The organism is Roseobacter fucihabitans, from assembly GCF_014337925.2.
Taxonomy (GTDB): Bacteria; Pseudomonadota; Alphaproteobacteria; order Rhodobacterales; family Rhodobacteraceae; genus Roseobacter; species Roseobacter fucihabitans.
In genome coordinates this window covers 594497-617877 of sequence record NZ_CP143423.1, presented here as the reverse complement: position 1 = coordinate 617877, position 23381 = coordinate 594497, and the positions used below count along the sequence as shown (strand labels likewise).

Annotated in this window: 32 protein-coding genes, 1 tRNA gene and 1 pseudogene; 12 read left to right on the top strand and 22 right to left on the bottom strand. The window is 55.4% G+C overall.

Translation table 11 applies throughout. The annotated features are described in order from the left end of the window. Positions 1-32: 32 nt before the first annotated feature. The gene (locus ROLI_RS03155; protein WP_187430465.1) at positions 33-545 is read left to right on the top strand and encodes a winged helix DNA-binding protein; all 513 of its coding nucleotides are present in this window, start codon (positions 33-35) and stop codon (positions 543-545) included. Here ROLI_RS03155 and ROLI_RS03150 read toward each other — a convergent pair. From ROLI_RS03150 to ROLI_RS03140, 3 genes are read right to left on the bottom strand one after another with little or no spacing between them, the layout of a single operon-like run. After that, on the bottom strand, positions 539-1273 hold the full coding sequence (locus tag ROLI_RS03150; protein WP_187430464.1) for a DUF1194 domain-containing protein: 735 nt from the start codon (positions 1271-1273) through the stop codon (positions 539-541). The genes ROLI_RS03155 and ROLI_RS03150 overlap by 7 nt on opposite strands. After that, positions 1257-1970 carry a DUF1194 domain-containing protein gene (locus ROLI_RS03145; RefSeq protein WP_405048988.1) on the bottom strand — a complete coding sequence of 238 codons (714 nt, stop codon included), beginning with the start codon at positions 1968-1970 and terminating at the stop codon, positions 1257-1259. Before ROLI_RS03145 ends, ROLI_RS03150 begins: the two co-directional genes overlap by 17 nt. Continuing rightward, complete coding sequence (locus ROLI_RS03140; RefSeq protein ID WP_187430463.1) at positions 1967-2395, bottom strand: VOC family protein; 429 nt, start codon at positions 2393-2395, stop codon at positions 1967-1969. The genes ROLI_RS03145 and ROLI_RS03140 overlap by 4 nt, the downstream gene beginning before the upstream one ends. Positions 2396-2578: 183 nt before the next feature. Between ROLI_RS03140 and thyX the strand changes: the two genes are divergently transcribed. Beyond that, positions 2579-3511, top strand: a complete 933-nt coding sequence (gene thyX / locus ROLI_RS03135; protein WP_187430462.1) for an FAD-dependent thymidylate synthase — start codon at positions 2579-2581, stop codon at positions 3509-3511. 78 nt (positions 3512-3589) lie between these two features. Here thyX and ROLI_RS03130 read toward each other — a convergent pair whose 3' ends face one another. Together ROLI_RS03130 and ROLI_RS03125 are read right to left on the bottom strand one after the other, a co-directional pair. Continuing rightward, complete coding sequence (locus ROLI_RS03130; RefSeq protein ID WP_222869548.1) at positions 3590-3907, bottom strand: transposase; 318 nt, start codon at positions 3905-3907, stop codon at positions 3590-3592. 146 nt (positions 3908-4053) lie between these two features. Further along, positions 4054-4311 carry a hypothetical protein gene (locus ROLI_RS03125; RefSeq protein WP_222869556.1) on the bottom strand — a complete coding sequence of 86 codons (258 nt, stop codon included), beginning with the start codon at positions 4309-4311 and terminating at the stop codon, positions 4054-4056. Positions 4312-4592: 281 nt separating this feature from the next. Between ROLI_RS03125 and ROLI_RS03120 the strand changes: the two genes are divergently transcribed. Next, a complete protein-coding gene (locus ROLI_RS03120) occupies positions 4593-4928 on the top strand; it encodes a hypothetical protein (RefSeq protein ID WP_187430460.1) in 336 nt (111 codons plus the stop codon). A gap of 60 nt (positions 4929-4988) precedes the next feature. Here the strand turns inward: ROLI_RS03120 and ROLI_RS03115 are convergent, their stop codons facing one another. From ROLI_RS03115 to ROLI_RS03105, 3 genes are all read right to left on the bottom strand, one after another. Beyond that, positions 4989-5546 carry a YgjV family protein gene (locus tag ROLI_RS03115; protein ID WP_187430459.1) on the bottom strand — a complete coding sequence of 186 codons (558 nt, stop codon included), beginning with the start codon at positions 5544-5546 and terminating at the stop codon, positions 4989-4991. A 461-nt stretch (positions 5547-6007) separates the two neighbouring features. Continuing rightward, entirely contained in the window at positions 6008-6796 is a 789-nt protein-coding gene (locus tag ROLI_RS03110) for a MauE/DoxX family redox-associated membrane protein (RefSeq protein ID WP_187430458.1), read from the bottom strand. 17 nt (positions 6797-6813) lie between these two features. Beyond that, positions 6814-7272 carry a DUF305 domain-containing protein gene (locus ROLI_RS03105; RefSeq protein WP_222869551.1) on the bottom strand — a complete coding sequence of 153 codons (459 nt, stop codon included), beginning with the start codon at positions 7270-7272 and terminating at the stop codon, positions 6814-6816. A 171-nt stretch (positions 7273-7443) separates the two neighbouring features. On the opposite strand from ROLI_RS03105, the gene ROLI_RS03100 reads away from it, so the two are divergent. Beyond that, positions 7444-7716, top strand: coding sequence for a metal-sensitive transcriptional regulator (locus ROLI_RS03100; protein WP_187430457.1), 273 nt, complete (start codon positions 7444-7446; stop codon positions 7714-7716). A 24-nt stretch (positions 7717-7740) separates the two neighbouring features. Here ROLI_RS03100 and ROLI_RS03095 read toward each other — a convergent pair whose 3' ends face one another. The 7 genes from ROLI_RS03095 to ROLI_RS03065 all read right to left on the bottom strand — a co-directional run bounded on the left by ROLI_RS03095 (position 7741) and on the right by ROLI_RS03065 (position 10996). Beyond that, complete coding sequence (locus ROLI_RS03095) at positions 7741-8619, bottom strand: CopD family protein (RefSeq protein WP_187430513.1); 879 nt, start codon at positions 8617-8619, stop codon at positions 7741-7743. 5 nt (positions 8620-8624) lie between these two features. Further along, positions 8625-8969 carry a copper resistance protein CopC gene (locus ROLI_RS03090; RefSeq protein WP_187430456.1) on the bottom strand — a complete coding sequence of 115 codons (345 nt, stop codon included), beginning with the start codon at positions 8967-8969 and terminating at the stop codon, positions 8625-8627. Next, positions 8966-9115 carry a hypothetical protein gene (locus ROLI_RS03085; protein WP_316247454.1) on the bottom strand — a complete coding sequence of 50 codons (150 nt, stop codon included), beginning with the start codon at positions 9113-9115 and terminating at the stop codon, positions 8966-8968. Before ROLI_RS03085 ends, ROLI_RS03090 begins: the two co-directional genes overlap by 4 nt. 66 nt (positions 9116-9181) lie before the next feature. Continuing rightward, positions 9182-9307 carry a c-type cytochrome gene (locus ROLI_RS03080; RefSeq protein WP_316247456.1) on the bottom strand — a complete coding sequence of 42 codons (126 nt, stop codon included), beginning with the start codon at positions 9305-9307 and terminating at the stop codon, positions 9182-9184. Positions 9308-9426: 119 nt separating this feature from the next. After that, entirely contained in the window at positions 9427-9921 is a 495-nt protein-coding gene (locus tag ROLI_RS03075) for a DUF411 domain-containing protein (RefSeq protein WP_187430455.1), read from the bottom strand. 107 nt (positions 9922-10028) lie between these two features. After that, the gene (locus ROLI_RS03070) at positions 10029-10310 is read right to left on the bottom strand and encodes a hypothetical protein (RefSeq protein WP_222869546.1); all 282 of its coding nucleotides are present in this window, start codon (positions 10308-10310) and stop codon (positions 10029-10031) included. Positions 10311-10411: 101 nt separating this feature from the next. After that, on the bottom strand, positions 10412-10996 hold the full coding sequence (locus ROLI_RS03065; RefSeq protein WP_187430453.1) for a hypothetical protein: 585 nt from the start codon (positions 10994-10996) through the stop codon (positions 10412-10414). A gap of 68 nt (positions 10997-11064) precedes the next feature. Here ROLI_RS03065 and ROLI_RS03060 point away from each other — a divergent pair, with 68 nt between their 5' ends. After that, a complete protein-coding gene (locus ROLI_RS03060; RefSeq protein ID WP_187430452.1) occupies positions 11065-11595 on the top strand; it encodes a Crp/Fnr family transcriptional regulator in 531 nt (176 codons plus the stop codon). A 49-nt stretch (positions 11596-11644) separates the two neighbouring features. On the opposite strand, the gene ROLI_RS03055 is transcribed toward ROLI_RS03060, so the two are convergent. The 3 genes from ROLI_RS03055 to ROLI_RS03045 all read right to left on the bottom strand — a co-directional run bounded on the left by ROLI_RS03055 (position 11645) and on the right by ROLI_RS03045 (position 13043). Next, positions 11645-11995 (bottom strand): copper-binding protein, encoded by a 351-nt coding sequence (locus ROLI_RS03055; protein ID WP_262386528.1) that lies wholly within the window; start codon positions 11993-11995, stop codon positions 11645-11647. Positions 11996-12037: 42 nt separating this feature from the next. Continuing rightward, positions 12038-12574: an efflux RND transporter permease subunit gene (locus ROLI_RS03050; RefSeq protein ID WP_262386534.1), complete on the bottom strand. Its 537-nt coding sequence runs from the start codon at positions 12572-12574 to the stop codon at positions 12038-12040. A 394-nt stretch (positions 12575-12968) separates the two neighbouring features. Further along, a tRNA-Thr gene (locus ROLI_RS03045) sits at positions 12969-13043 on the bottom strand. Positions 13044-13313: 270 nt separating this feature from the next. On the opposite strand from ROLI_RS03045, the gene murA reads away from it, so the two are divergent. The 6 genes and pseudogenes from murA to ROLI_RS03010 form a co-directional block, all read left to right on the top strand. Next, positions 13314-14582, top strand: a complete 1269-nt coding sequence (gene murA, locus ROLI_RS03035; protein ID WP_187430450.1) for a UDP-N-acetylglucosamine 1-carboxyvinyltransferase — start codon at positions 13314-13316, stop codon at positions 14580-14582. Next, positions 14579-15046, top strand: a complete 468-nt coding sequence (locus ROLI_RS03030) for a DUF2948 family protein (RefSeq protein ID WP_187430449.1) — start codon at positions 14579-14581, stop codon at positions 15044-15046. Before murA ends, ROLI_RS03030 begins: the two co-directional genes overlap by 4 nt. A gap of 48 nt (positions 15047-15094) precedes the next feature. Continuing rightward, positions 15095-16399 (top strand): histidinol dehydrogenase, encoded by a 1305-nt coding sequence (hisD, locus tag ROLI_RS03025; RefSeq protein ID WP_187430448.1) that lies wholly within the window; start codon positions 15095-15097, stop codon positions 16397-16399. A 70-nt stretch (positions 16400-16469) separates the two neighbouring features. Further along, positions 16470-16949, top strand: a complete 480-nt coding sequence (locus ROLI_RS03020; protein WP_187430447.1) for a UPF0262 family protein — start codon at positions 16470-16472, stop codon at positions 16947-16949. Beyond that, entirely contained in the window at positions 16950-17411 is a 462-nt protein-coding gene (locus tag ROLI_RS03015) for a low molecular weight phosphatase family protein (protein WP_187430446.1), read from the top strand. It abuts the gene before it with no gap. An 8-nt stretch (positions 17412-17419) separates the two neighbouring features. After that, positions 17420-17662, top strand: a pseudogene (locus tag ROLI_RS03010) (nuclear transport factor 2 family protein); the annotation flags it as partial. A gap of 278 nt (positions 17663-17940) precedes the next feature. Here ROLI_RS03010 and ROLI_RS03005 read toward each other — a convergent pair. The 4 genes from ROLI_RS03005 to ROLI_RS02990 form a co-directional block, all read right to left on the bottom strand. After that, positions 17941-19038: a porin gene (locus ROLI_RS03005; protein ID WP_187430444.1), complete on the bottom strand. Its 1098-nt coding sequence runs from the start codon at positions 19036-19038 to the stop codon at positions 17941-17943. 192 nt (positions 19039-19230) lie between these two features. Further along, complete coding sequence (locus ROLI_RS03000; protein ID WP_187430443.1) at positions 19231-19707, bottom strand: type VI secretion system tube protein Hcp; 477 nt, start codon at positions 19705-19707, stop codon at positions 19231-19233. 301 nt (positions 19708-20008) lie between these two features. Beyond that, positions 20009-20281: a DUF6161 domain-containing protein gene (locus tag ROLI_RS02995; RefSeq protein WP_316247455.1), complete on the bottom strand. Its 273-nt coding sequence runs from the start codon at positions 20279-20281 to the stop codon at positions 20009-20011. 88 nt (positions 20282-20369) lie between these two features. After that, positions 20370-21296, bottom strand: coding sequence for a hypothetical protein (locus ROLI_RS02990; RefSeq protein ID WP_187430441.1), 927 nt, complete (start codon positions 21294-21296; stop codon positions 20370-20372). A 72-nt stretch (positions 21297-21368) separates the two neighbouring features. Between ROLI_RS02990 and lepA the strand changes: the two genes are divergently transcribed. Further along, a complete protein-coding gene (gene lepA / locus ROLI_RS02985; RefSeq protein ID WP_187430440.1) occupies positions 21369-23168 on the top strand; it encodes a translation elongation factor 4 in 1800 nt (599 codons plus the stop codon). Positions 23169-23381: the final 213 nt, after the last annotated feature.

The window sequence follows — 23381 nt, the reverse complement described above, 5'->3', positions numbered from 1 at the left end:
CTGGCCAAATTGAAAAGAGCCGGAGCGCGCAGATGAGCATACAAGATCCTATTCCAACGGATGCCCCCAAAACCAATCGGTCTCAGGGCTTCATGGTCAATTACCTCGAGGCCCTTTCATTGGTTGAGCGGTTGCACCGTCTTCTGCTGGATGTGATCAAGGATGAATTCGAACGTGTCGGCGTCCTGGAGATCAATGCGGTTCAGGCCTTGTTGCTTTTCAACATTGGCGACAATGAGGTGACGGCCGGGGAATTGAAAAGCCGGGGATATTATCAGGGCAGTAACGTGAGCTACAACCTCAAGAAGCTGGTTGATATGGGTTACATGCACCATCAACGTTGCGAGATTGATCGCCGCTCCGTGCGCGTGAAGCTGACTGACAAAGGGCAGAAAGTGCGCAATGTGGTGTCCGACCTCTTCTCGCGTCATGCGGATGGGCTGGAGGCCAAGGGCGTTTTGGGCCCGGACGGGATTGATGATATCACACGATCTCTTAAACGGATGGAGCGCTACTGGTCTGACCAGATCCGCTATATTTACTGAAGCCGTCCTATCGCCATACCGTCAAGTTCTCTTTTCAGCTTGGCGGTCATGGCCTCCGCATAGGCTTCATACCCTAACGAAACCTGCACAAATGCATCAGGACCTGTGATAACCTCTGCGGCAAAATAGGAGGACAATTCGGCAATGTCTGACTGTTGGTCGCGATCCGAAGTTTGGGTATCCGCCCCAATCACCAAAGCATTGATGGTGATGCCCCGCGCGTCAATGGCCTGTTTCACGTCTCTGGGCCGTGGACCAGAATTTGATCGCCCGTCACCTGATATGTCGAGCGTTCGTTTCCAGCAGTCTGACTGCTGATCCAGATATTGAGCGCCCAGCATCATTGCCTCGCCTAGGGCGGTACCAGGAGAGGTATCGCGTCGGGATGTTGTGGCGAGTGTCTCACTGATATTTTGAAGGGCCGCAGCGTTGTTGATCGGCGTCCAAGGCACCAGCACAGATGGATCCACCGGGCCGCTCCATTCAAAAACCAATAGCGACACAGGGGCATCAGGTGCCGCCAATAGCGCTGCCACGACATCCGGATGGTTCAAGGCAGTTATCAGACCATCCAATTGCAGCCGATATTCACGCAAATCGACCGAACCGGAGACATCAAGGCCCATGGCGAGCGCCTGCCGGCATGCCGCATGGGCGGGTAGACCAAGAAGGCTCGCACCAAGAGCCGCCGCGATGACGGCACGAAGGGCTTTACCCTTTTGGGCCATGATCACCCTGTCGCGCCTGCATCCCGATCACCGGCGGTGTCAATTCACGCTCCAGTTTGCGACGCATCGCCCGCTCGTAGTCCTCGAACCCTTGCGCTATTTCGATGAATGCGCCGGGGCCATGCAAAACCTGGCTCTTGTAAAATGCAATCAGACCTGTCTCCGCTTCATAATCCGCGCCGTTCACGACCAACCCGTTAACCGTGACATCCGAGAACGGAAATGCTCCATAGGCGCTCAATGGGCCAAAACCTTCATTGTTTTGGCCATCGCCCGCGATATCGATCGTTTTATAAAGACACGAGGGTGCCCTCTCCAACATTCCCGCACCAAAACCCAATGCATATCCCATTGCAGTGGGAAAATCATTGTGGCTGCGTTTGCTTTTGGCGATCTGGTTGGCGGCCCCCAACAGGTCGGCTGGACTGTGAATTGGTGTCCAGTCGAGCAAAACCTCTTGATTGTAGCGGCCGGACCATTCAAAAGCAGCGAGTGCAACATATTGATTTGTTGCAAAAAAAGCAGCATTCACTTCCGGTGAGGTGAGGGCGGCGACCAATCCGCCCCGTTGTAAAGCATCCTCGCTTGCATCAACTGAACTGGACACATCCAAAGCCAACACGAGGGCCAAACGGCACTCCCCCGCCTCTGCCAGATTTGCGCCAAACAAAAACCCGATGATGCCCGCACGGATCACCAGTGGCCGATATTTTCCATACTGGCCCAGGGTTCGGCAGGGGCAAGGTTGTCGCCATTCTGAAGAAGTTCGATGGACACATTGTCGGGAGAGCGTACGAACGCCATGTGCCCGTCGCGCGGCGGGCGGTTGATCGTCACGCCATTGTCCATAAGGTGCTGGCACAGCTCGTAAATATTATCGACCCGATACGCCAGATGGCCAAAATGGCGGCTATCGTCGGGCAACGCATCATCGCCGTCCCAATTGTAAGTCAACTCCACGGGGCAGTCTTCTTGCCCGGGGGGGGCCATGAAGACAAGCGTGAAGCGCCCGCCTTCGCTGTCCATCCGCCGCGTCTGTTGCAAACCCAGCAACTCGTAAAACGCCATAGAGGCCTCCAGGTCCTTCACCCGAACCATTGTGTGCAGATATTTCAGACCCATTGTATCACTCCATTGCATTAACCCGGCCGTTTCAACCTATCACGCCAGGACCAAGATACCAGCCCGCTGCATAGGCTATGGCCCACCTCAATCGAATTCTTCGAATACCCCATATCGAGGTTTCTCGCGGGCCCTGGTCCCGCTACAGTCACCCGCGACTCATACCGAAAAAGGACACGCCGTATGCCCCTGAGCCCTCAACAGCAGGCCGAAATCGATGAACAGCGACAAGCGCCACAGCAGACTCTGCGTGCGGTGTCTTCTGGCATGGAAAAACACCTCTACAAGGCGCAACCTGTACTGGATCACGGCTTTGTTCGGGTCATTGATTATATGGGCGATGACGCCGCCATTTGTCAGGCCGCGCGGGTTTCTTATGGTAAGGGCACAAAATCAGTGCAAAACGACGAAGGTCTTATTCGCTATCTGATGCGGCATTGGCATTCTACGCCGTTCGAGATGTGCGAGATCAAACTGCACGTCAAGCTTCCCGTTTTTGTCGCGCGCCAATGGATTCGGCATCGCACGGCAAACGTAAACGAATATTCCGCGCGCTATTCGATCCTTGATCGCGAATTTTACATTCCGGCCCCGGAGCATATCAACGCACAATCAGTCGTCAACAATCAGGGTCGGGGTGGCGTTCTCGAGGGGGCTGAGGCAGCTCGTGTTCTCGAAATCCTGAAATCTGACAGCAACCGCGCTTATGATAACTACGAAGCGATGATTTCGCAGGATGGGCCCGGCGGCGAAACACAAGACGGATTAGCGCGTGAGCTGGCGCGCATGAACCTTCCTGCCAATGTGTATACCCAGTGGTATTGGAAGGTTGATTTACACAACCTTTTCCATTTTTTGCGCCTGCGTGCGGATGCCCATGCTCAGTACGAGATTCGTGTCTATGCTGATGCGATCTGCGCTATGGTCGCTGATTGGGTCCCCGCCGCCTATCGGGCTTTTGAGGACTACCGCCTGGGTGGTGCCAGCATGTCCGGTAAGGCGTTAAATTGTGTGCGGCGCATGCTAAAGGGAGAAGCAGTTACGCAAGAAACGTCGGGCATGTCGAAAGGCGAATGGAGAGAGTTTCAAGAAGTGTTGACCGAAAAGTCTGAATAATTTGACAGGACATACTTTCGGTTCATCAAGGTATTGATTTTCATCCATTCAAGAAAAATTACTATGGGCTGTTGACGCTCACCGCATTTGGATGATTGTCGCCGCAATCGAGATGAAGGCTTTGAAGCTCTGGGCTGTTTTGCACGAGCGTATGGCTATGCTTCTGTTTTTCTTCAGTTTGCCGAAGTAGTTTTCGATCAGATGCCGCCAATTGTAGGTCTTCTTGTCGAACTCTGCCGGGAATTTCCGGTTAGATTTCGGGGATATGGCCGGGATGATGTCACGATCCAGCAGGTCATTTCGCAGCCAATCCGCGTCAAAGCCCCTGTCCGCCAGAAAATATCCGCCAGAAGATGTCCGGCGGTCAGATTGCGGATCAGTGTCGGTTTGTCTCAAAAACCTTTTTTTTACATCACTCACCCAACCATATGTCGCAAAAACAATAGAATTACAGTGACCTTCTCCCCAATGAGTCCGCTAATTTAGGTTAGCTCTGTTCAGGTTTTGGTCTTCTTTTGACCGGTTAACATATTCTGCTGATGTCAGGCCAGCGAGGCTTGTGTGCGGGCGGTGAGACGCGAGAACGATGACCTGTCTGGCCCGGCTCCAAGTTTGCAAAAATAGCAATGTTCTGCTAAACTGGATTTGTGACACAAAACGGCGAAGATACCGACGCAGAAGCTCTTGAGCGTTATGAAAGCGCGATGGTGGATGCGGATATTGAAGGGCTGCCGCGTGATCCCTAAGCCGAAGCTCTGGTCGCGCAATGGCGTGACGACGGCGTGAGCATCGAAACGCAAATCCAACTTCTCAGGGGCTACTATCAGGAGCGTCAGCTCCGCGCGGCAGAGTGAGCGACGGGTTCGGGCGCAGCGCTCGAGAAGATGCCGAATACCGGAAAATCGTCTGGCTGGGCACTGGCGCGGGATATGGGGTGCAAGTTAACCATTCGCAGTACCGACAAGGACCTGTGGAATGATGCCTCGCGCGTTGGTTTTGAACGCTTGGATCGTGCGCCCATGGGGTACGTGTTTTTGACGAGCATGGCGCGCCCGTTGGCAGCGATGAAATCGATCCAGATATGATTGATGAGACCCACCCGAATTGGGAAACGTTCCATGACACCTTGGAAAGCAAACGCCTCCTGAGTCAGCAGCGCCAAGAGCTGATCGATTACCAAAGCAAGTTGGATCACGCGCAAACCCTGATTGATCAGGGCGGCTTGACGGATGATGATTTTGCAGAGCTCGATGACCTGATGACCAATGATGTGCCTGATGCCGTGCGGTCACGACTGCCCGCATCGGACCCAGCCTACAGTGCGCCGGTCAATACAGGCTCGCCTTCAAGCAATGGTGTTGAATATGACGGACCTGAGTTTGCGGGCCTCAATCCGTCTCGCATCGGATTAAACTGATGGTGGCCACGTCTGCGGAAATAAGTTGATCCTTCTCGGACGAATAATGGCCAGGCTGCTCTAGGTTTTGTCGCCCGAAACTATCTGCCTGATTTTGACGAGATGATAGATCAGGAAACTGGCCTCGGAGATGATCGCAACCGGGCTGAAGATGATCACATTATATGACAGCCAGAGCGCAGTCGTGCCGACCATGAAACTGCGCACAACGAGAACATTCTGGAAAAAATTCTCAATAGTTCCTGTAAGGAAGGCTAGTTTAGATAGCAATGAACCATCTAGTGTTTGCGTCAGCCAAGCGTAGAACAAGCCAATACCAACGAAAGCTGCAGGCCCCATCACGCTCCAAAAGGACGTCCCTGACAAAAGCGATACCGCTAGAAACCGGGTCGCTGTGATGGATGCTGCCCCAGCACCAATCGGCTCAGACAAAAGCAAGAAATGAATGGTGTTTGCCGCTGCTGAATAGCACCAGCGCCGCAGCATTGTTTCCCGTGGGAGCGTGTTGATTGCCCAGATACCGAATGCAAATGCCAGCAGAGAAAAGAGTTGAGGCAACAGCAACTGACCTGCCGCCCCACAAGTGCTGAATGCGAAGATGCAATTTGAGACTTCCACAGATTTGCCCTTAGGAACTGCGTTACACCCAAACATCACACCACATCTGATAAAAAGGAAAGCGCGATGGCCTTAAATCTGGTTTCCAATTGGGAGCCGCCGTTAAGATGTTCGATATTGAGCGTTAGACATCTTTGACCTTCACATCACAGACTAATTCAAAAGTTAGAGAAGTGGCAAAGCTGCCATCTGCGCGGATCGTAGCGAAGGTGTCGAGAGAGCCCACACCGGACCTTTTGATTTTGTGCTGCGTGCGCTCGCAGCGTGGAAATTGCTGCAACGGCGTAAATTTCTATGCGTCTGCGCGGTAGGCAAAGCGGTCATTCTAACAAGCCACAGAAATCATAAAGCGCCCAGTAATTAAATCCCAGACCAAGCGAACTTTTCGCTTTAGAAACAGCGTTAGAACGATGCAGATTTAGCGCGACACATCCGACTATGCGATTCACAAAAGATCAGTTTTAGACGAAGATCTGGACGAGCATCACAATTGCCATTCCCATCATCATGAGGTTTTCCGTCAAGCTGACAAAACCGAGGGGCACGTTTGATCCACCGCCAACGCAGGCGCATTTCAGCTCTCGTTTGTCGATGTACACAGCCTTGAAGACGCTGATCGCGCCGATTGTGGCAATAACGAGGGCCGCAGGGGCCGCAAGCCAAGTCAACAGCATGCCAGTCATCAGAATGCCTGCAGCAGTTTCGACCCACGGGTAGACATAGGCGTATGGCACCCATTTGCGTGCAACCAAATCGTAGTTGAGAAACATCGTCGTGAAACTCTCGATATCGCGCAGCTTTTGCATGCCCAACAGGATCATCGAGACCGAGATGAACCAGCCGAGCGTTTGCCATGTAATTGCGCCAAGAAAGCCGATGGAAAGCGCGAGCGCTGTCGCGGCGGCCACAGCGAACAGGTAGATTACTGGATTATAAGTCGTCGCCTTCGGATCATAGTTCGCAAGTTTTTGTCTCAGAGCGTCATAGCCGCCGACACGTTCACCTTCGATCCAGATTTGCGGCGTGGTCGGAACGTCGTATTCCTCTTTGAAGGCATCCACCTCTGGCCGCTCTCGAAACACGCGGTCATCAACCTCATAGCCGTTACGGTCCAAAAGCCACCGCGCCTTCTGTCCCGACGGGCACAGATGGTCCGGCAGGGCCATACGGTAGAGAACGGCTGTTTTTCCGGCGGCGGTGCTTGCGGGGTCTGTTGTTACATCGGCAACGTCACGGGTGTCTTTGGGCATGATAATGTTCCTTTATCTTAGGGTTCGGATCGAGGAGTGCTGGGGGCTGCACCGGCGTTTGCTTCGATATCTGCGATGTATCGTTTCATTTCCGCGATCTCGTTACGCTGCGCCTCGATGATCGCATTGGCCAACTCGCGCACGCGCGGGTCGGAAATGGTAGCTCGTTCGCTCGTCATAATCGCGATGGAGTGGTGCGGAATCATTGCCTTCATCCAAGCCACATCGCCCACAGTGTCTTGTGAGCGCACGAGGTATATACCGGAAGCGAACGCAATCGCGGACCCAGCAAAAATAGCGATATTGGCTTTGCGGTTCGAATACATGCCAAGCATGAAGGCGAGCATGATGATCGCCATCATCCCGCCCATGTAAAGCGCCATCCACATGCGCGTTTGCGAGAAGAAAACGTGATCAAGCGCATAGGTATTGAGATACATCAGGCCGTATATCACCACCGTCGAGGTGCCGATCATCGCAAAGAAACGGCCATAGCCGTTTTTCCCGCCATGGCTATTGTGATGCGTCGCGTCCGGGTGCATTGTCGTGTCGCCCTGATGTGTCATTGTCTGCCTCCGTTATATACCTCTATGGGGTATATAACGAGTGTGAAAGCCGATGGTTCCGAACAAGCAAGGATAAGCCGCGTGAAAGCAAATAAAGATAAGACACTGGATCGGCTCTCAAGGCTCGAAGGACAGGTGCGCGGGGTAGCAGGCATGGTCGAGGCGGATCGCTATTGCATGGACATACTGGCGCAAACAGCGGCAATCCGGTCCGCGATCTTAGGTGTGGAAAAGCTGATCCTCGAAAACCATGCCGCGCATTGTGTCGAGACGGCGATCCAAAGCGGTGATCCAGAAGAGCAGCGGGCGAAATTTGATGAGCTGATTGGCCTTTTGCAAAAAGCATCGAAGTAGAGGCCTAGCGGCATTGCCGATTAGCTACAAATTTACCGGCGGTGTTGTGACTGATGTAAGCGTCGCCGTCGCGATCAAGATCAGCAGAACCGCCACAGCTTCGATCTTGATCGAGCGGCGCAGATGGAGGGCAGCAGAGGGTACGCCCGAGGCGAGAGCAGGAACGAGCCGCCATTTGTTGAGCGCGGCAAGACCCATGAGGCCCGCCACCACTGCGAGTTTCAGCAGAAGCGTCCACTCGTAGGCAGTTGTGAACAGCGCCGCGACCGATCCAGTCATCAGCCAAGCAAAGATCACGCCGACCGACACAAGCGCCGCGACCACAATGCTCGCAATCGTCCCGAACCGGTGCAGAAGTCGTCCGCCGTCCTGCTGCATGATTGATCGGTGTAGCGGAGCCAAGGATCCAACCCAGAACGCTGCTGCCAACAGATGAACTGTCAACAGCGCAGCAAGAATCCATCGTGGATCGCCCAGCGAATGACCAACGAATGTGTAAGACACGGCGATCAGTAGTGCCCCGATCAGCCCGGCCCAAAGGCCTACTGTTCCTCTTATCAGCATCGCGACAATCAGCAGTTCGCCTAGGATGCGCCAAATAGCAGCCGCACCAAGTGGGCTATCCCAAACAAAGCCAAGCATCATAGGATCAACGGCCCCCGGCAGCCCCATCCCAGAAATACGGGCAGCGCGGATACCGAAACGCAGGGCCAGCACGGCAAGCCCGATCAGAGCTGCGATAACGGCGACTTTTCTCGCCAGTCGTTTCACATCGGCCGATTCATCAGGAAAAGTGACGACAAAGAGCGGCCCGCCCATGGCGAGAAGCGCCGCACCATAGCCCGCCGCCTTCGCAATGATGGCCGCGATAGCCCATCCGTCGATTGGTGCGAGACCTTCCACCGTGATCAATCGGCGACTGTAAAGCCGAAGGTGCCTTGCATTGGATGCCCATCTGCCGACAGGCCGCGCCAATCAACTGTATAGGTGCCAATCGGTAGATCGGTGGGCGGTATTGCGCGAAACTCCGTTACAGCATCCATGCCGGTTTCCCGTTCGACATCCACGTCACCATCCGGCCCAGTCATTGTAATTGCTGTCACGCGCATTGGATCATCAAAGCGCATTTCAATAGCTTTAACTGTTGTCACGGTCGCTTCATTCGCCGGTGTCGTGTCCTCGGCCTTCGAGTGTGCCCAGACACTGGTCGCGGTTGCGATCAGAGCAAGAACTGCAAAGATGCTTTGTCTCATTGTCGGTTTTCCATTTCGTCGTGACGGGCACGGATGTCATCCGGCCAAGTTGATTTGATGTAACTGAGGACGGCAATAATTTCCTCATCGCTCAGGACGCCTTCATAGATGGGCATGTTTGAGGCGTAATCGGGATCATTGATCAATGCGCCAACCCCATATTTCGTCAGCCGGAACAGCGTATCTCCGTCATGATGCCAAGTATGACCGGTTTAATCATGCGGCGGGGCCGGAAGCCGCCCTTCTTCATCCGATACGCGCCAGTTCGGCTGGCCTTCAAGGTTGGCTCCATGGCAAGCTGCACAGCTTGTCTCATATACAGCAGCGCCCAAAGCCACAGTTTCAGGGTAAGTTTCGCGCAAGACGATGCGGTCGGCATCAGCCGATAGTGTGCTGACGGCATAAAGAGCGGCCCCGATTAGGACCGCTCCCCCGCTCACGATTAAGAGAGTTTGTTTCACAGACCGACCTGATAGAAGACCTCGCCGTCACCGGCATCGCCGCCGAACGCCATCACATCATAACGCGCAGTCGGGTCGTTCCCCATACCAGGCGATCCGAAGGGCATTCCCGAAGCAGCGATGCCCGTGATGTCGGGGCGCTCTTCAAGGAGTTGGGCAAGAGCGGCGAACGGCACATGGCCCTCGACCACATAGCCGTCGATCATCGCGGTGTGGCACGCCCACATTTCGCCCGGGACGTCCGCGTCCAGCTTTACGTCTGTCACATCATCGGTGTCTGTCACTTCTATGTCGTAGCCTTCCTCGCGAGCAAGTGCGACCCATGCGCCACAACAGCCGCAGGTCGGGCTTTTGGTGACGTGCATGGTGCTATGGTCGGCCATGTCGCTATGGCTGTCTGCGTGGGCCATGCCGACCGCGCTGAATGAGGCCATTCCAAGCGCCAAAGCGGCAACCGGCGTGATGGCTAAAAGTGTTTTGATAAGTTTCATGTGATTTTCCTCTTGAGAGCGTGTGCCCGTGTCGAACAGGCTTGGACGACGCCCGTTTTCATGTGAATTCTGATATGAAACCGCATCCCTAAAGGATGCGACAGACATTACATGGCGCGTGGAGGATCGAGAAGCCCGGACGGCTCAATACCGCTCAGCAAAAGGCCAATTCGAGCATAGGCGGTTTCACTGCAATCTGGCGCAACACCATCAAAGGCTTCGATAGGAACAATTGCGGACAAAACATGACAGGTCTGTGCGCGCTCTGGGTTATCGGTACAGCAAACGGGCTGATCATCAGCGGCGTGTTCCATCGCTGCATGATCTGCCTCAGAAGCAAACGCATGGCCAACCTCCATCGCTCCAGAGAGTGAAGCAGAGAAGGTCATCAAGACAACCAAAAGAAGGCGCACCAAATACATAAGATATACCTATATGGGGTATATTTCGATTTGCAAGTAAATGTGCGACTATATCCTGTCGCGGCGGATCAATGCCCGTGCGCGTTTTCCCCGCGTGCCATCATCAGATGATGTTCGCGGTGATGGTCTTGGCTTGCCATAAGGCCGAAGAAACCCAGACCCTTAATCCGTGCGATCACGGCAGGATCATCGCTTGTAACCCGCAACTCCGTGCCGGTGTCAGTTTGCGTAGCTTCTACCGTCCAGCGATTATCATTGGCGAGTTGCGCAGCATGGGCTGGCACCATTCGTTGAAGAGTGACGATCGTTTCCGCATTCCCCATTGCCACAGCACTGATACCATTCGGCAGAACAGTTTCCGTCACGATTGCGCCTTTCACCAGCCGGTCCATATCGACCAAATGCGCCCGCAGACCCGATAGATCGACCATCGCCCAGTCTGTATTGGGGTCAGCTTCTAGGACGCGCACAACTTCTGACAGTGCCGCAAAAGCACCCTGTCCGGGTTCGGTCAGGACTGCACCAGCGGGGTCAACCCGACCGTGCTGCGCATGGTCCATATCGTCCCCGTGATCCGTATGCGTGGTTTGCGCGACCGCCAAAGCCGCGCCGCCGACAAGTGCCAAAGCTATCAAAACAATCGTGATCCGCATTAGTGCCTCCTGTGTAAATTTCAGCTTCACACTACCGGATGCAACAAGTTGTCGATATGATCTCTATCATGTCTGAATGGCACCAAATATTCAAAAACGCACGGCTTCGAACCATCACACAGGGCGAGACGTTGTTTCGGCGCGAAGACGCCGTTCAATCGATGTTTCTTGTCCGGTCTGGGTCAATTGCGCTGGAACGACCGATGGCAGATGGCACGGCGCTTACTCTGCATGTTGCGACCACCGACACAGCATTGGCCGAGGCTTCCTTGTTTGCTGATACTTATCATTGCGATGCGATTGCCCGAACTGACGCGCAGGTTGCAAACGTGTCGCGCGCGGCCTTTTTTGCAGCACTTCAAAGGATGCCAAACACAGCGCTGAGCTTGATGGAATCTCATGCGAAGGAAGTGCAAATCCAACGGGCACGTATCGAAATCCTGCGCTTGCGGCGCGTTTCCGAAAAGCTGGATGCTTGGCTGGAACTTTATGGAAAGCCGCCAAAAGGTGCGTGGGTCAGGGTGGCAGATGAAATCGGCGTTTCGCAGCCTGCGCTCTATCGGGAATTGGCAAAACGAAAGACCAATCCGACACCCTGAAAATTCAGTGTTGGTCTGGGCCCAGCAAAACCGGACCCAGACCTGTAATTTACATGTCCGCCATGAGAGCAGCGACGACGTACATGCCATCGTCGCCCTTGACCAACATCATCGTGATTGGTTCGCCAACTTCGATTTCACCCATCATTTCCGCATTCTCCATGAGCGGCATATCCATCGTCATCGCTGGCCAGCCAATTTCTGGAATCGGATCATGACTGACGTTTACGGTGCCTTCGCCGAAGGAATTGACGACAGCCTTCACATGAACGCCGTCTTCCACAACCGCCTCGTCCATTGCCATGTTGCCATGGTCCATCGTCGAATGATCCGTGGATTGGGCCATCGCCATGCTTGACGACAAGATAATACCAGAGATCAAAGTAAGGGTCTTACGCATAACATTCTCCTGTTTTGGTTGCGTTTCGTATGGGGCCGACGATTATTCGCTCGGAACCGCATTGGGGATGGAAACTGGCGCGCCTGTGTAATCTGCCGCCAGTTCACGATTGACCCGGGATAGCGCAAAGCGTTTCCAGATCACAAAGATGGATGGGATCACCAACAGGGTCAGCAGTGTTGCCGTCGCCATGCCACCGACCATAGGTGCCGCGATCCGCTGCATGATTTCGGACCCCGTACCATGGCCGTACATAATCGGGATCAGGCCTGCAAAGATGGTCGCAACGGTCATGATTTTAGGGCGCACACGTAAAAGCGCACCTTCAAACACGACTTGCTCGACATCTAATGCTGTCAACGTGCGCCGTTCTTCCAACGCACTTTTCTTGCGCTTTTCCCACGCCAGATTGAGATAGAGCAGCATCACAATCGCTGTTTCGACGGCAACCCCTGCGAGTGCAATAAAACCGACGAGCACGGCGACCGAAATATCGAAATTCAGATACCAAATCAGCCAGACACCACCCGCAAGTGCGACGGGTAATGCCGCAAGGATATGCGCCTTGCAACGGCTCAGGGCGATAAGGATGAGTTTCGCAAGCAGTATCGGGACGTGAACAAGCAGATCGAAGGTCTGCTAGATCGGATCGTCGAAGCGAAGACTGCGTCCGTTGTAAGTGCCTATGAGGCTAGGATTGATAAGCTAGAACGTAAGAAGATTGTTCTAAATGAGCGTCTCGAAAATTCGGTGCCACCGAAGGGAAGGCTAGAGGATTGTATTGAAATCGCCTTGAAATTCCTATCAAGCCCTTGGAATATATACAAAAATGGTGATCACGTCATGCGTCAAACTGTGCTCAGATTGGCGTTTTCAGAGCCGGTCAGATGTGGCCAAAATGGAGTGTATGGAACCCCAAAATTATCGTTCCCTTTCAGGTACTTAAGAGAAAATTTTTCAATGAAAAGCGAAATGGTGCTGCTGGAGAGAATCGAACTCTCGACCTCTCCCTTACCAAGGGAGTGCTCTACCTCTGAGCTACAGCAGCGCTGGTGTGGCGCGTGATTAGACGCAATCCCGCATCTGCGCAAGCCTAATCTGGACCCGGTCCGCGCCCTGAGCTAGACAGACACCATGGTTGAGAAAACAGACCCCGAAAAACAATCCGGACCCAAGGATGCGCGCGCAGACAGGCTCAAGGCGGCCCTGAAGCAAAATCTTGCGCGACGCAAGGCACAGAGCCGTGCGCGCAGTGGCACAACAGGGGTACAAACAGGCACACCGGGTCAAACCGGCTCAAAAAAGGACGCATAAGCGTATGGATTCTATTCTTGTCAGGGGCGGTGGCCCGCTCAGCGGGCAAATCCCGATTGCCGGGGCCAAAAACGCCTGTTTGACGCTCATGCCTGCGACATTGCTTTCGGAGGAACCGCTGACGCTGATCAATGCGCCGCGCCTGTCTGATATCAAGACCATGACGCAACTGCTGCAATCGCTCGGGGCCGAGGTCACGTCGTTGCAAGGGGGCCAGGTGATCGCGCTCTCCAGCCACGACATCACCAACCACATGGCGCATTACGATATCGTGCGTAAAATGCGCGCTTCCATCCTTGTGCTGGGGCCTCTTTTGGCGCGGTTTGGCCATGCGGTCGTGTCCCTGCCGGGGGGATGTGCGATTGGCGCGCGCCCAGTTGATCTGCACCTCAAGGCGCTGGAAGCGATGGGCGCGGAGCTGGACCTCAGGGACGGTTATGTGCACGCCAAGACGGCTGGTGGTCTCAAAGGCGGCATGGTCGATTTCGATTTTGCCTCCGTGGGGGCGACGGAAAACGCGCTGATGGCGGCGACACTGGCCAAGGGGACGACCGTTATCAACAATGCGGCGCGTGAACCGGAAATCATTGATCTTGCACGCTGTTTGCGCAGCATGGGCGCGCAGATTGACGGCGAGGGCACCTCCACGATTACCATTCAGGGCGTGGACCGTCTGGGCGGGGCGACCCATACCGTTGTTACCGACCGCATTGAACTCGGCACCTATATGCTGGCCCCGGCGATCTGCGGCGGGGAGGTCGAACTGCTGGGTGGCCGGCTCGATCTGGTCGCGGCCTTTTGCGAAAAACTCGACGCCGCCGGGGTGGACGTCAGCGAAACGACGAACGGTCTGTCGGTCAAGCGGCGCAATGGCGATATCCGCGCCGTCAATGTCACCACCGAACCCTTTCCCGGCTTTCCCACCGATTTACAGGCCCAGATGATGGCGCTGCTGTGCACGGCGTCGGGGACCTCCGTGCTGGAGGAAAAGATATTCGAGAACCGCTTCATGCATGCGCCCGAACTGATGCGCATGGGGGCTGATATCGACGTCCAGGGGGGCACTGCGACCGTGAAGGGCGTCAGCAAACTCAAAGGTGCTCCGGTAATGGCGACCGATCTGCGGGCCTCTGTGTCGCTGATCCTTGCGGGGCTTGCGGCGGAGGGGGAAACCCGCGTAGGGCGTGTCTATCATCTTGATCGCGGCTATGAACATGTCGTCGCTAAACTCTCCGGCGTCGGCGCAGATATCGAACGGATTCCAGAAACATGAGTGACGCGCGTTTTGAAGACGGGCATGAAGCCCCGCTGAATCTCGGCGCGTTGGATGGGGAAGATCTCACCGTCCTTTCCGCTTTGGTGCAGGATGCAGTGTTCCCCGCCAGTGAAATGCGTTGGGACCAGGGGGCGGGCCGCTTTGCCCTGCTGCTGAACCGCTTCCGCTGGGAAGAGGGTCCGGCGCGCGCCACGTCGCCGGAACGCGTGCAATCTGTGCTGGTTTTTGATGGGGTGCAGGGCGTTGCCAGCAATGGAATCGATCGAAACGACGCCGAAACCATTCTTTCCATTTTGTCGGTTGATTTTAAAGTGGGGGACACCCCGGCAGGCCATGTGGTTTTGACATTGGCCGGGGATGGGGCCATCCGCCTGTCGGTCGAAGCCCTTGAGGCGACATTGAAAGATGTCACCAAGCCCTATGTTGCACCTTCCAGGAAAACCCCCAACCACCCGGAATGAGGCCGCTGCGCGCGCCCTAACCCCAAGTGATCCGCCAGAGGTAAGCCTATGCCCGTCTTTCTAAATGCCCGTGACGCCGGTTTCGAAGAGGCGTTCCAAACGCTGCTGAGCGCCAAGCGTGAAGACAGCCCGGATGTGGATGCCACCGTGGCGCAGATCATCGCGGATGTACGTGCGCGCGGCGATGCGGCGGTAATTGATTTGACGCAGAAATTCGACCGTTTAAGCCTGACACCGGCAACCCTGCGCATTTCCGAAGACGACATCAACGCCGCCGCCGCGCAGGTGCCCCAACAGGAACACGCAGCCCTTGCCCTGGCGGCTGACCGGATCCGCGCCTATCACGCACGTCAACGCCCCACGGATGCCGAATGGGTGGATGAAACCGGCGCGACGCTTGGTTGGCGCTGGACCCCTGTCGCCGCTGCCGGGCTCTATGTGCCGGGGGGGCTGGCCTCCTACCCCTCCTCCGTTTTGATGAACGCGATCCCCGCCAAGGTCGCGGGCGTGCCGCGATTGGCGATGGTGGTGCCCACGCCGGACGGTGTGCTGAACCCTTTGGTGCTGGTGGCGGCCAAGCTGGCGGGCGTCGATGAAATCTACCGCATTGGCGGGGCGCAGGCGATTGCGGCGCTAGCCTATGGCACTGAAACCATCGCCCCCGTGGATAAAATCACCGGGCCGGGCAATGCTTTTGTCGCGGCGGCCAAACGCCGTGTGTTCGGCAAGGTCGGGATCGACATGATCGCAGGACCGTCCGAAATTTTGGTAATCGCGGATGCGGATAATGATCCCGATTGGATCGCGCTCGATCTGCTGAGCCAGGCGGAACATGATGAAAGCGCGCAATCAATCTTGATCACGACCGACGCGAGTTTCGGCCAAGCGGTTGCAAAAGCTGTAGAAAAACGGCTCGAAACCATGCAACGCCGCGTGATTGCAGGCCCCAGCTGGCGCGATTTCGGCGCGGTGATCACCGTGCCGGATCTGGAAACGGCGACTGCCTTAAGCGATCGGATTGCGCCGGAGCACCTCGAACTTTGCGTAGCGGACCCGGATGGCTTGGGCGCGCAGATCACCCATGCCGGTGCAATCTTTCTGGGCCAATGGACGCCGGAGGCAATTGGCGATTACGTCGGCGGGCCGAACCATGTGCTGCCCACGGCGCGCTCTGCGCGGTTCTCCTCCGGGCTGTCCGTGCTGGATTTTGTCAAACGCACGACGCTCGCGCGCATGACACCTGAGGCCCTGCGCGCCATCGGCCCCGCGGCTGAAACACTGGCGACCTCCGAAAGCCTTGAGGCGCATGGGCTTTCTGTCACCGCGCGGCTGCGCAAGCTCAACGACGGCTAGGGGCATTGCTCTTGGGCGCAGACCTGGGCTAAGACTTGTCATCTTGCTGTTTGTGTAAAGAATCCTGACCATGTCCCGTATTTCTGAGATCATCCTTGACGATTCCGCCCTCCCCCCGGCCACCCCGGAAATCGAGCAGGAACGTCGTGTCGCCATGTTCGATTTGTTGGAAGACAACACCTTCGTGCTGCCCGAACGGGAGGGACGCGCTGTGCCGCAAGGTCCCTATCACGTGGGGTTGGCGATCCGCGAAAAACGGCTGGTTTTTGACGTGACAACGGAGAAAGCGGAGAAAGCGGCGGAATTTCATCTCTCGTTGGGTCCATTCCGTCAGGTGGTGAAGGATTATTTCCAGATCTGCGAGAGCTATTTTGACGCGGTGAAAAAGCTGCCCCCCAGCCAGATTGAAACCATCGACATGGCGCGGCGCGGGATCCACAACGAGGGCTCGCGGGTCTTGCAGGAACGCCTTGAGGGCAAGGTGGAGGTCGACACTGATACCGCGCGACGCCTGTTCACCCTGATTTGCGTTTTGCACTTCGGAGGCTGAATGGACCGGGAGCTCCCTCAATCGGTTCTGTTTTGTTGTGATCATAACGCGGTGCGCTCGCCGATGGCCGAGGGGATCATGAAAAAGCTTTATGGCACAGGGACTTACGTGCAATCCGCTGGCGTCAGCAACGATATGGAGATCGACGGGTTTTCCATCGCCGTGTGTCAGGAACTGGACGTGGAGCTCGCGCGGCACCGCAGCCGCAGTTTCGATGAGATGGAAAACTGGGGCGATGATCTGGGCTCCTTTGATCTGGTCATCGCGCTGAGCCCGGCCTCGCAACGCCGCGCGCTGGATCTGACGCGGTTTTACCATCTGGATGTGGAATACTGGCCGATCCTCGACCCGACCGGCCTTGGCGAGACGCGCGAGGCGAAACTGGTCAGCTACAGGCAAGCGCGTGATCAGATCATGGAGCGCCTTATCGCGCGTTTTGGCCAACCAACCGAAAGGGTTTGAGAGGTTTTATGGCAGATATCGTGAAACGGTATTTTGAGGCTTTCAACGCCAAAGACGTGCCGGGCATGTTGGCGTGTTTGTCCGAGGATGTGGCGCATCACGTCAATGAGAGCAATGTGCGAACCGGGAAGGCCGCATTTGCCGAGTTCTGCGCGCATATGAGCCGCTGTTATGATGAAACGCTGGTGGATATGGTGATTTTCGACGCGCCTGAGCAGGGGCGCGCGGCGGCGGAATATGTCGTGGAAGGACAGTAGCCACGTCCGGAATGCATCCACAGTGTTACGATGAGGCCCCGTTTCGGTTTTGCGCCGGTCAAGGCTACCTTATCGGACCGGCTACAAATCCACGAGATTCATTGTCGCCTGTGCGATCTACCGACCACGAGACAAAAGGGAGCCCCAATATCAACCGCTTGGCCAAATCCTCCCCGCGTGGACCACAGCCCCATCCGCAAACCCAGGTGGTGGGCTGGGGCAGGTTTCAATCGTGCCGATGAGTGTTTCCTATCTCGTTGTCCAGGTGGGGTTCAGAACTTCCAGCGCGCGCCGATGACCATCACGTCGATATCCTCCACTGGCATCGTGGCGTCCTGAAATTCAAAGGTGCGATAGGCCGCATAGACTTCGAGGTTCTGATCCTCAAACCGTTGCACCACGCCCAGACCGACCGAAGAACTTTGCGACCCGGTAATCGCAAAATCATTGCCCTCATAGACATCAATCGAAATCGCGGTCGCGCCGTAAGAAAGCCAATTACGGATGATGCCGAGTTTCAGATAGGCGAAATCATCGTCCCCACCGTTTTGCTGCGCGCCCGTGGAAAAGGCCGCGTTCAACCCCGTGGGTTTATGCAGCATGGCCAAAGAGCCGATGGCTTTTTCATCACCACCGCTGACCCACGCATACCCCAGGCGCCCGTCGACCTTAATGTCGCCGTAATCGCGCGTATATTTCAGCCCAAGGTCATAGAACTCATTGTCATTGCCCTCTGCCAGCACCTCTTCACCGGCGGATACACTGGCCACGAATCCGTTGAAATCAGGCGTGTCATAGCGCAAACGGAACCGGCGCGCGCCGTCCAGATCGCTGAATGTGTCGCCGATGTCGATGCCCGAGGGTGTGCCACCCAGAGGACGGAATGCGATGCTGCCAGCCAGATCGGACAGAGAGGAATAGGTGACGACGCTGGTGCCCGAAAAATCCGCCTCCGCATAGCCATCTGTGGCCGTGCTCCCCTGACCAAAGGACAGGGTGCCGCGTGTCGGCGTGGCATAGATCACCTCGAACTTGCGCAACTCGGTGCGACGCCAGTCGAAATCCAGACCATTGTCGGCGAGTGTGACTGAACTTGAGCCGGTCAATCCAAGAGCGGATTCAAAGTGGAATTTCAACGTCGCGCCATTGGCCAGACCGGTTTCCCAGATCGCCCCGATCCGCGTATTAGAGTTGTCGTTATCCGCGATATAGCTTTCGCTTTGGGTCCCGTCATCGGCGCTGAACAGGCCGAAGTTGAGCTGGCCGTAAAACGTGAAGCTGCTGTCCTGGGCCACTGCGAATTGTGGGGCTGCCAGAAGGATACCGCCAACAAGGGGAGCGATGATACGGAGTTTGGGGGCTTGTCTCATTGGGCGACCTTATGTTCAGGGACTGGAACGCAGGACAAACGAACGATCCGACGCGGGCGATTGCGTTTTCATGCGCATGGACACCCTAATGATACGCGCGATGCGGTCGAAAATCCAACGATTTCAACTCATGCACGCAGCTGTTACAGTCGGAAACGTGATCTGGCCTGCGCCATGCGACGCCTTCGGGTCTCAATAGTTGAACTTGACCTCATGTTCGTCCCCATCTGAGGCACCGTGGTTTTGGACGATATATTTCAGCGTCATCCGCCCGGAATCGATTTCGATACGCTCCAGCAACTGCATATCATCCGTGTCTGTGCTCTCGTTGACCACCTCATAGGCGCTGAAGGTAACGTTTTCCATGGTGAGGATCAGATAATCGAGACGGATGTCGTTCGTGAATTTGCTGATGGTCAGAACGACCTCCTGAAAGGTTTTGCCGCGGTGCGTGGCATCCGCGATATAGGGGGAGGCGGCGTCAAGCACCTTATGCACAACCACGGGGCCCCGCACCGCACGCGACCGCCCCCGAATGCGACCGATAGAGGCCGAAGAGGTCTGCTCTACGTCCCAGCGCAGCCCGAAAACGTCGATTTCTCCGGCATGTTCGGCATTGGTGCTTTCCCCGGCGATATCGGGGATGCTCAGAAATCCTGTGATGGCCATGATAAATTTCTCCTGAAATATGTTGTGTAATAAGCGGATCGTAGCACGAATTACGCTTTGTCGGTAGCGAGCGTGTTTTCCGAGGCCATGCGCGCAAGAAGGCGCGTCAGGGCCTCATCGAAAGCTGCGACGGTTCAGATTGTGCCGTCGACGGACGAAACGGAGTAGGAAGCGAAGCGTCCGCGCCACGCCGTAGGCGTACTTTCAGCACGACGGGGGCGGTTCGGGCGCTGCCCAATCGCAGATTGGGAATTAGAGTTACGAAAAACTGCCTACCTTTCTAACCCGTGAACCGTTGAAATTATTGTTTGTTCAAAGCCCGAGAAAGCAATCCGGCGATACCAACGTCTATTCCGCCGTCATCCTTTATTATCCCGTCTTGAGTTGGGCGGAACAATGACTGCAGAATCACCGCTTCATGATCTTTTGTGACGTCGCCGCCTTTGAGAAGAGCCAAATATGTTTCCGCGAAAGCCTTGCGCTCCCGCGCATCAAGAAAAAGATGCCTTTCACTCAAGTGCACCTTCATTTGAAGGCGCAAGAACCATAGCCAGACGGTAGAGACTGCGAGTATTGCCGAGATGATAAGGGGACCTCTCGGCGAGATCCGACTGCAACTTGGCTCGTTTCCATTCGTACACGAGGCCGGTAAAAATGCCTGTTCAATAGCACCGCCAAAATAGGTAACAATAATGATGGATATTCCTGCAAACGCAACCTACGACGAACAGAATCCAAGCGTCCTTAGACGCGTCGCGGTGCCGCTTTTCCAGGCTTTCCCAAAGCTTAACTGGTGTCGATATTTTTAGATGCACATTGAAGGCGGCGAGCAAGTTATCGAACGTCTCCTGACGCCTTTCTTCATTGGCAACTGACATGTTCTTTTGCTCGATCAAGCCGCGTCCATATTTGTCAACAACGGCTTTGTTACGGGTTTCGAATTCCTCCAGTAGTTTTATAACCCTCTGAGTATCGTCTTCCCGTTCCTTTTGAACAGCGTCAATTTCGCTAGCAAGATCACGTAACTTTGTTTTAGCAAGCAAAATTGTTTCATCTGCAACATCGCTAACTACAGTCATTGTATTGACTTCAGATAGACTAAGTGTGGAAGCATAAAAACTTCGTGCAGCACCAAAAAATGCGGCGTCTTGTGACTGATGATTGTTCAGATTCCGCGTCCGTGGCATCTCGTCCCATATAAAACCGATCAAAAGCAATGCCGCGTTACCTATTCGGTTTTGTCGCATTTCTGATATTGCGGAACGCGCTACAGCACTTTGAGACCAGGGCGGAACAACCTGGTCATCTACAACGTTACGATTGAATATTTCAAATTTGGATGCAAATTCTCTACCGTCGATTGCCTCCAGTGCCTTCAGGTGTTTTGGCCAAAAGCTCGTAAAACTTTGCAATCGTCCTTTGAATTCGTTCGAGATACGTTTGAAGCCTTGATCCTCGAAGCCATCCTCGAATGACTCAAAATCAAATTGGTCCCAGAAGGCCAGTTCAGTTTCTACCAATAACTTCAATTCCGAATAGGAACTAGCTTCCAACCGCCCGAAAGGAATCACAATTTCAAATTTTGCCAATTCAGCGTGTCCTTTCATCTAAGTAGCGCAGCACAGCTTGACCGCCCAGTAAATCCCCTACATATCCCAATCATGACACCGCTTTCACATATCCGCAATTTCTCCATCGTCGCGCATATCGACCATGGGAAATCCACGCTGGCCGACAGGCTGATCCAATCCACAAATACTGTGGCCGACCGGGATATGAAGGAGCAGATGCTCGACAGTATGGACATCGAACGCGAGCGCGGCATCACCATCAAGGCCCAGACCGTGCGGATCAATTACACCGCCCAGAACGGCGAGGAATACGTCCTCAATCTGATCGACACGCCAGGCCACGTCGATTTCGCCTATGAGGTGTCGCGTTCCATGCGCGCCGTTGAAGGCTCGCTGCTGGTCGTGGACTCCACCCAAGGCGTCGAGGCCCAGACGCTGGCGAATGTCTATCACGCCATCGACGCGGATCACGAGATTGTCCCCGTGCTGAATAAAATCGACCTGCCCGCCTCCGACTGTGACCGCGTGGCCGAACAAATCGAGGACGTCATCGGCATTGATGCATCGGGTGCCATACAGGTCTCCGCCAAGACAGGTCAGGGGATCATGGAAACGCTGGAGTCCATCGTCCAGAACCTGCCCGCGCCCAAAGGCACCCGCGACGCCCCGCTTAAGGCGATGCTGGTGGACAGCTGGTATGACAGTTACCTCGGCGTCATCGTCCTTGTGCGCATCATGGACGGTGTGCTGAAAAAGGGCGAACGCATCCGCATGCTCTCCAACAATTCCACGCACCACGTGGACCGCATCGGCGTGTTCCGCCCCGCGATGACCGTGATCGACGAATTGGGTCCGGGCGAAATCGGCTTTCTGACCGCCTCGATCAAACAGGTGCGCGACACCCGCGTCGGCGACACCATTACACATGAAAAGAAGGGCACCGAAGACGCGCTTCCCGGTTTCAAACCCGCACAACCGGTGGTGTTCTGTGGTCTCTTCCCAGTGGATTCCTCCGAATTCGAAGAACTGCGCGATTCAATCGAAAAACTCGCCCTGAACGACGCCTCCTTCTCCTATGAAATGGAAACCTCGGCGGCGCTTGGCTTCGGCTTCCGCTGTGGCTTCCTGGGGCTCTTGCACCTCGAGGTCATCCGCGACCGGATCGAGCGTGAATATGACATCGAACTGATCACCACCGCGCCTTCGGTCATCTATCACATCTACATGAAGGATGGCACGATGACGGAACTGCACAACCCCGCCGACATGCCCGACCTGACCCTCGTGGACCACCTCGAAGAGCCGCGCATCAAGGCCACGATCCTGGTGCCGGACGAATACCTGGGCGACGTGCTGAAGCTCTGCCAGGACCGGCGCGGCATTCAGCAGGACCTGACCTATGCGGGCTCGCGCGCCATGGTCGTCTATGACCTGCCGCTCAACGAGGTGGTGTTTGACTTCTATGACCGGCTGAAATCCGTGACCAAGGGCTATGCGTCTTTTGATTACGCGATGATCGGGTACCGCACCGACCAGCTGGTGAAAATGTCCATTCTGGTGAATGACGAGCCGGTGGATGCTTTGAGCACCATGGTCCACCGGGATCGCGCCGAAATGCGCGGTCGGGCGATGGTCGAAAAGCTCAAGGACCTGATCCCCCGCCACATGTTCAAGATCCCGATTCAGGCCGCGATTGGCGGCAAGGTCATCGCGCGTGAAACCCTCTCAGCGATGCGCAAGGACGTGACGGCCAAATGCTATGGTGGCGATGCGACGCGCAAACGCAAGCTGCTGGATAAACAGAAGGCGGGCAAGAAGAAGATGCGCCAGTTTGGGAAAGTGGATATTCCGCAAGAAGCTTTCATATCAGCCCTCAAAATGGACAGCTAAAGCTGTCTATTTTGGGATGGTATGAAATGCAGTGCGGGTAAGGGATTCACGAAGTAAATTGCGGCCGCACTCGGGTGTCTTGGGGTGATGTTAGCCGTTGTGGCAGACAACTGGCCGGCGCGCGAGGGTGTGTGGTGGGGAGACGTGGCAGTTGCGAACAGGTTGTGCCGATTCTGGAACTGATCATTGAGATGATTTTAACACTCGAACGTT

What these genes read in the sequence shown, in the direction of transcription:
- ROLI_RS03155 (WP_187430465.1), top strand. Translation starts at nt 33, where the DNA reads ATGAGCATACAAGATCCTATTCCAACGGATGCCCCCAAAACCAATCGG.
- ROLI_RS03150 (WP_187430464.1), bottom strand. Translation starts at nt 1,273, where the DNA reads ATGGCCCAAAAGGGTAAAGCCCTTCGTGCCGTCATCGCGGCGGCTCTT.
- ROLI_RS03140 (WP_187430463.1), bottom strand. Translation starts at nt 2,395, where the DNA reads ATGGGTCTGAAATATCTGCACACAATGGTTCGGGTGAAGGACCTGGAG.
- thyX (WP_187430462.1), top strand. Translation starts at nt 2,579, where the DNA reads ATGCCCCTGAGCCCTCAACAGCAGGCCGAAATCGATGAACAGCGACAA.
- ROLI_RS03120 (WP_187430460.1), top strand. Translation starts at nt 4,593, where the DNA reads ATGATTGATGAGACCCACCCGAATTGGGAAACGTTCCATGACACCTTG.
- ROLI_RS03110 (WP_187430458.1), bottom strand. Translation starts at nt 6,796, where the DNA reads ATGCCCAAAGACACCCGTGACGTTGCCGATGTAACAACAGACCCCGCA.
- ROLI_RS03105 (WP_222869551.1), bottom strand. Translation starts at nt 7,272, where the DNA reads ATGATCGGCACCTCGACGGTGGTGATATACGGCCTGATGTATCTCAAT.
- ROLI_RS03090 (WP_187430456.1), bottom strand. Translation starts at nt 8,969, where the DNA reads ATGAGACAAAGCATCTTTGCAGTTCTTGCTCTGATCGCAACCGCGACC.
- ROLI_RS03075 (WP_187430455.1), bottom strand. Translation starts at nt 9,921, where the DNA reads ATGAAACTTATCAAAACACTTTTAGCCATCACGCCGGTTGCCGCTTTG.
- ROLI_RS03070 (WP_222869546.1), bottom strand. Translation starts at nt 10,310, where the DNA reads ATGACCTTCTCTGCTTCACTCTCTGGAGCGATGGAGGTTGGCCATGCG.
- ROLI_RS03065 (WP_187430453.1), bottom strand. Translation starts at nt 10,996, where the DNA reads ATGCGGATCACGATTGTTTTGATAGCTTTGGCACTTGTCGGCGGCGCG.
- ROLI_RS03060 (WP_187430452.1), top strand. Translation starts at nt 11,065, where the DNA reads ATGTCTGAATGGCACCAAATATTCAAAAACGCACGGCTTCGAACCATC.
- ROLI_RS03055 (WP_262386528.1), bottom strand. Translation starts at nt 11,995, where the DNA reads ATGCGTAAGACCCTTACTTTGATCTCTGGTATTATCTTGTCGTCAAGC.
- murA (WP_187430450.1), top strand. Translation starts at nt 13,314, where the DNA reads ATGGATTCTATTCTTGTCAGGGGCGGTGGCCCGCTCAGCGGGCAAATC.
- ROLI_RS03030 (WP_187430449.1), top strand. Translation starts at nt 14,579, where the DNA reads ATGAGTGACGCGCGTTTTGAAGACGGGCATGAAGCCCCGCTGAATCTC.
- hisD (WP_187430448.1), top strand. Translation starts at nt 15,095, where the DNA reads ATGCCCGTCTTTCTAAATGCCCGTGACGCCGGTTTCGAAGAGGCGTTC.
- ROLI_RS03020 (WP_187430447.1), top strand. Translation starts at nt 16,470, where the DNA reads ATGTCCCGTATTTCTGAGATCATCCTTGACGATTCCGCCCTCCCCCCG.
- ROLI_RS03015 (WP_187430446.1), top strand. Translation starts at nt 16,950, where the DNA reads ATGGACCGGGAGCTCCCTCAATCGGTTCTGTTTTGTTGTGATCATAAC.
- ROLI_RS03005 (WP_187430444.1), bottom strand. Translation starts at nt 19,038, where the DNA reads ATGAGACAAGCCCCCAAACTCCGTATCATCGCTCCCCTTGTTGGCGGT.
- ROLI_RS03000 (WP_187430443.1), bottom strand. Translation starts at nt 19,707, where the DNA reads ATGGCCATCACAGGATTTCTGAGCATCCCCGATATCGCCGGGGAAAGC.
- lepA (WP_187430440.1), top strand. Translation starts at nt 21,369, where the DNA reads ATGACACCGCTTTCACATATCCGCAATTTCTCCATCGTCGCGCATATC.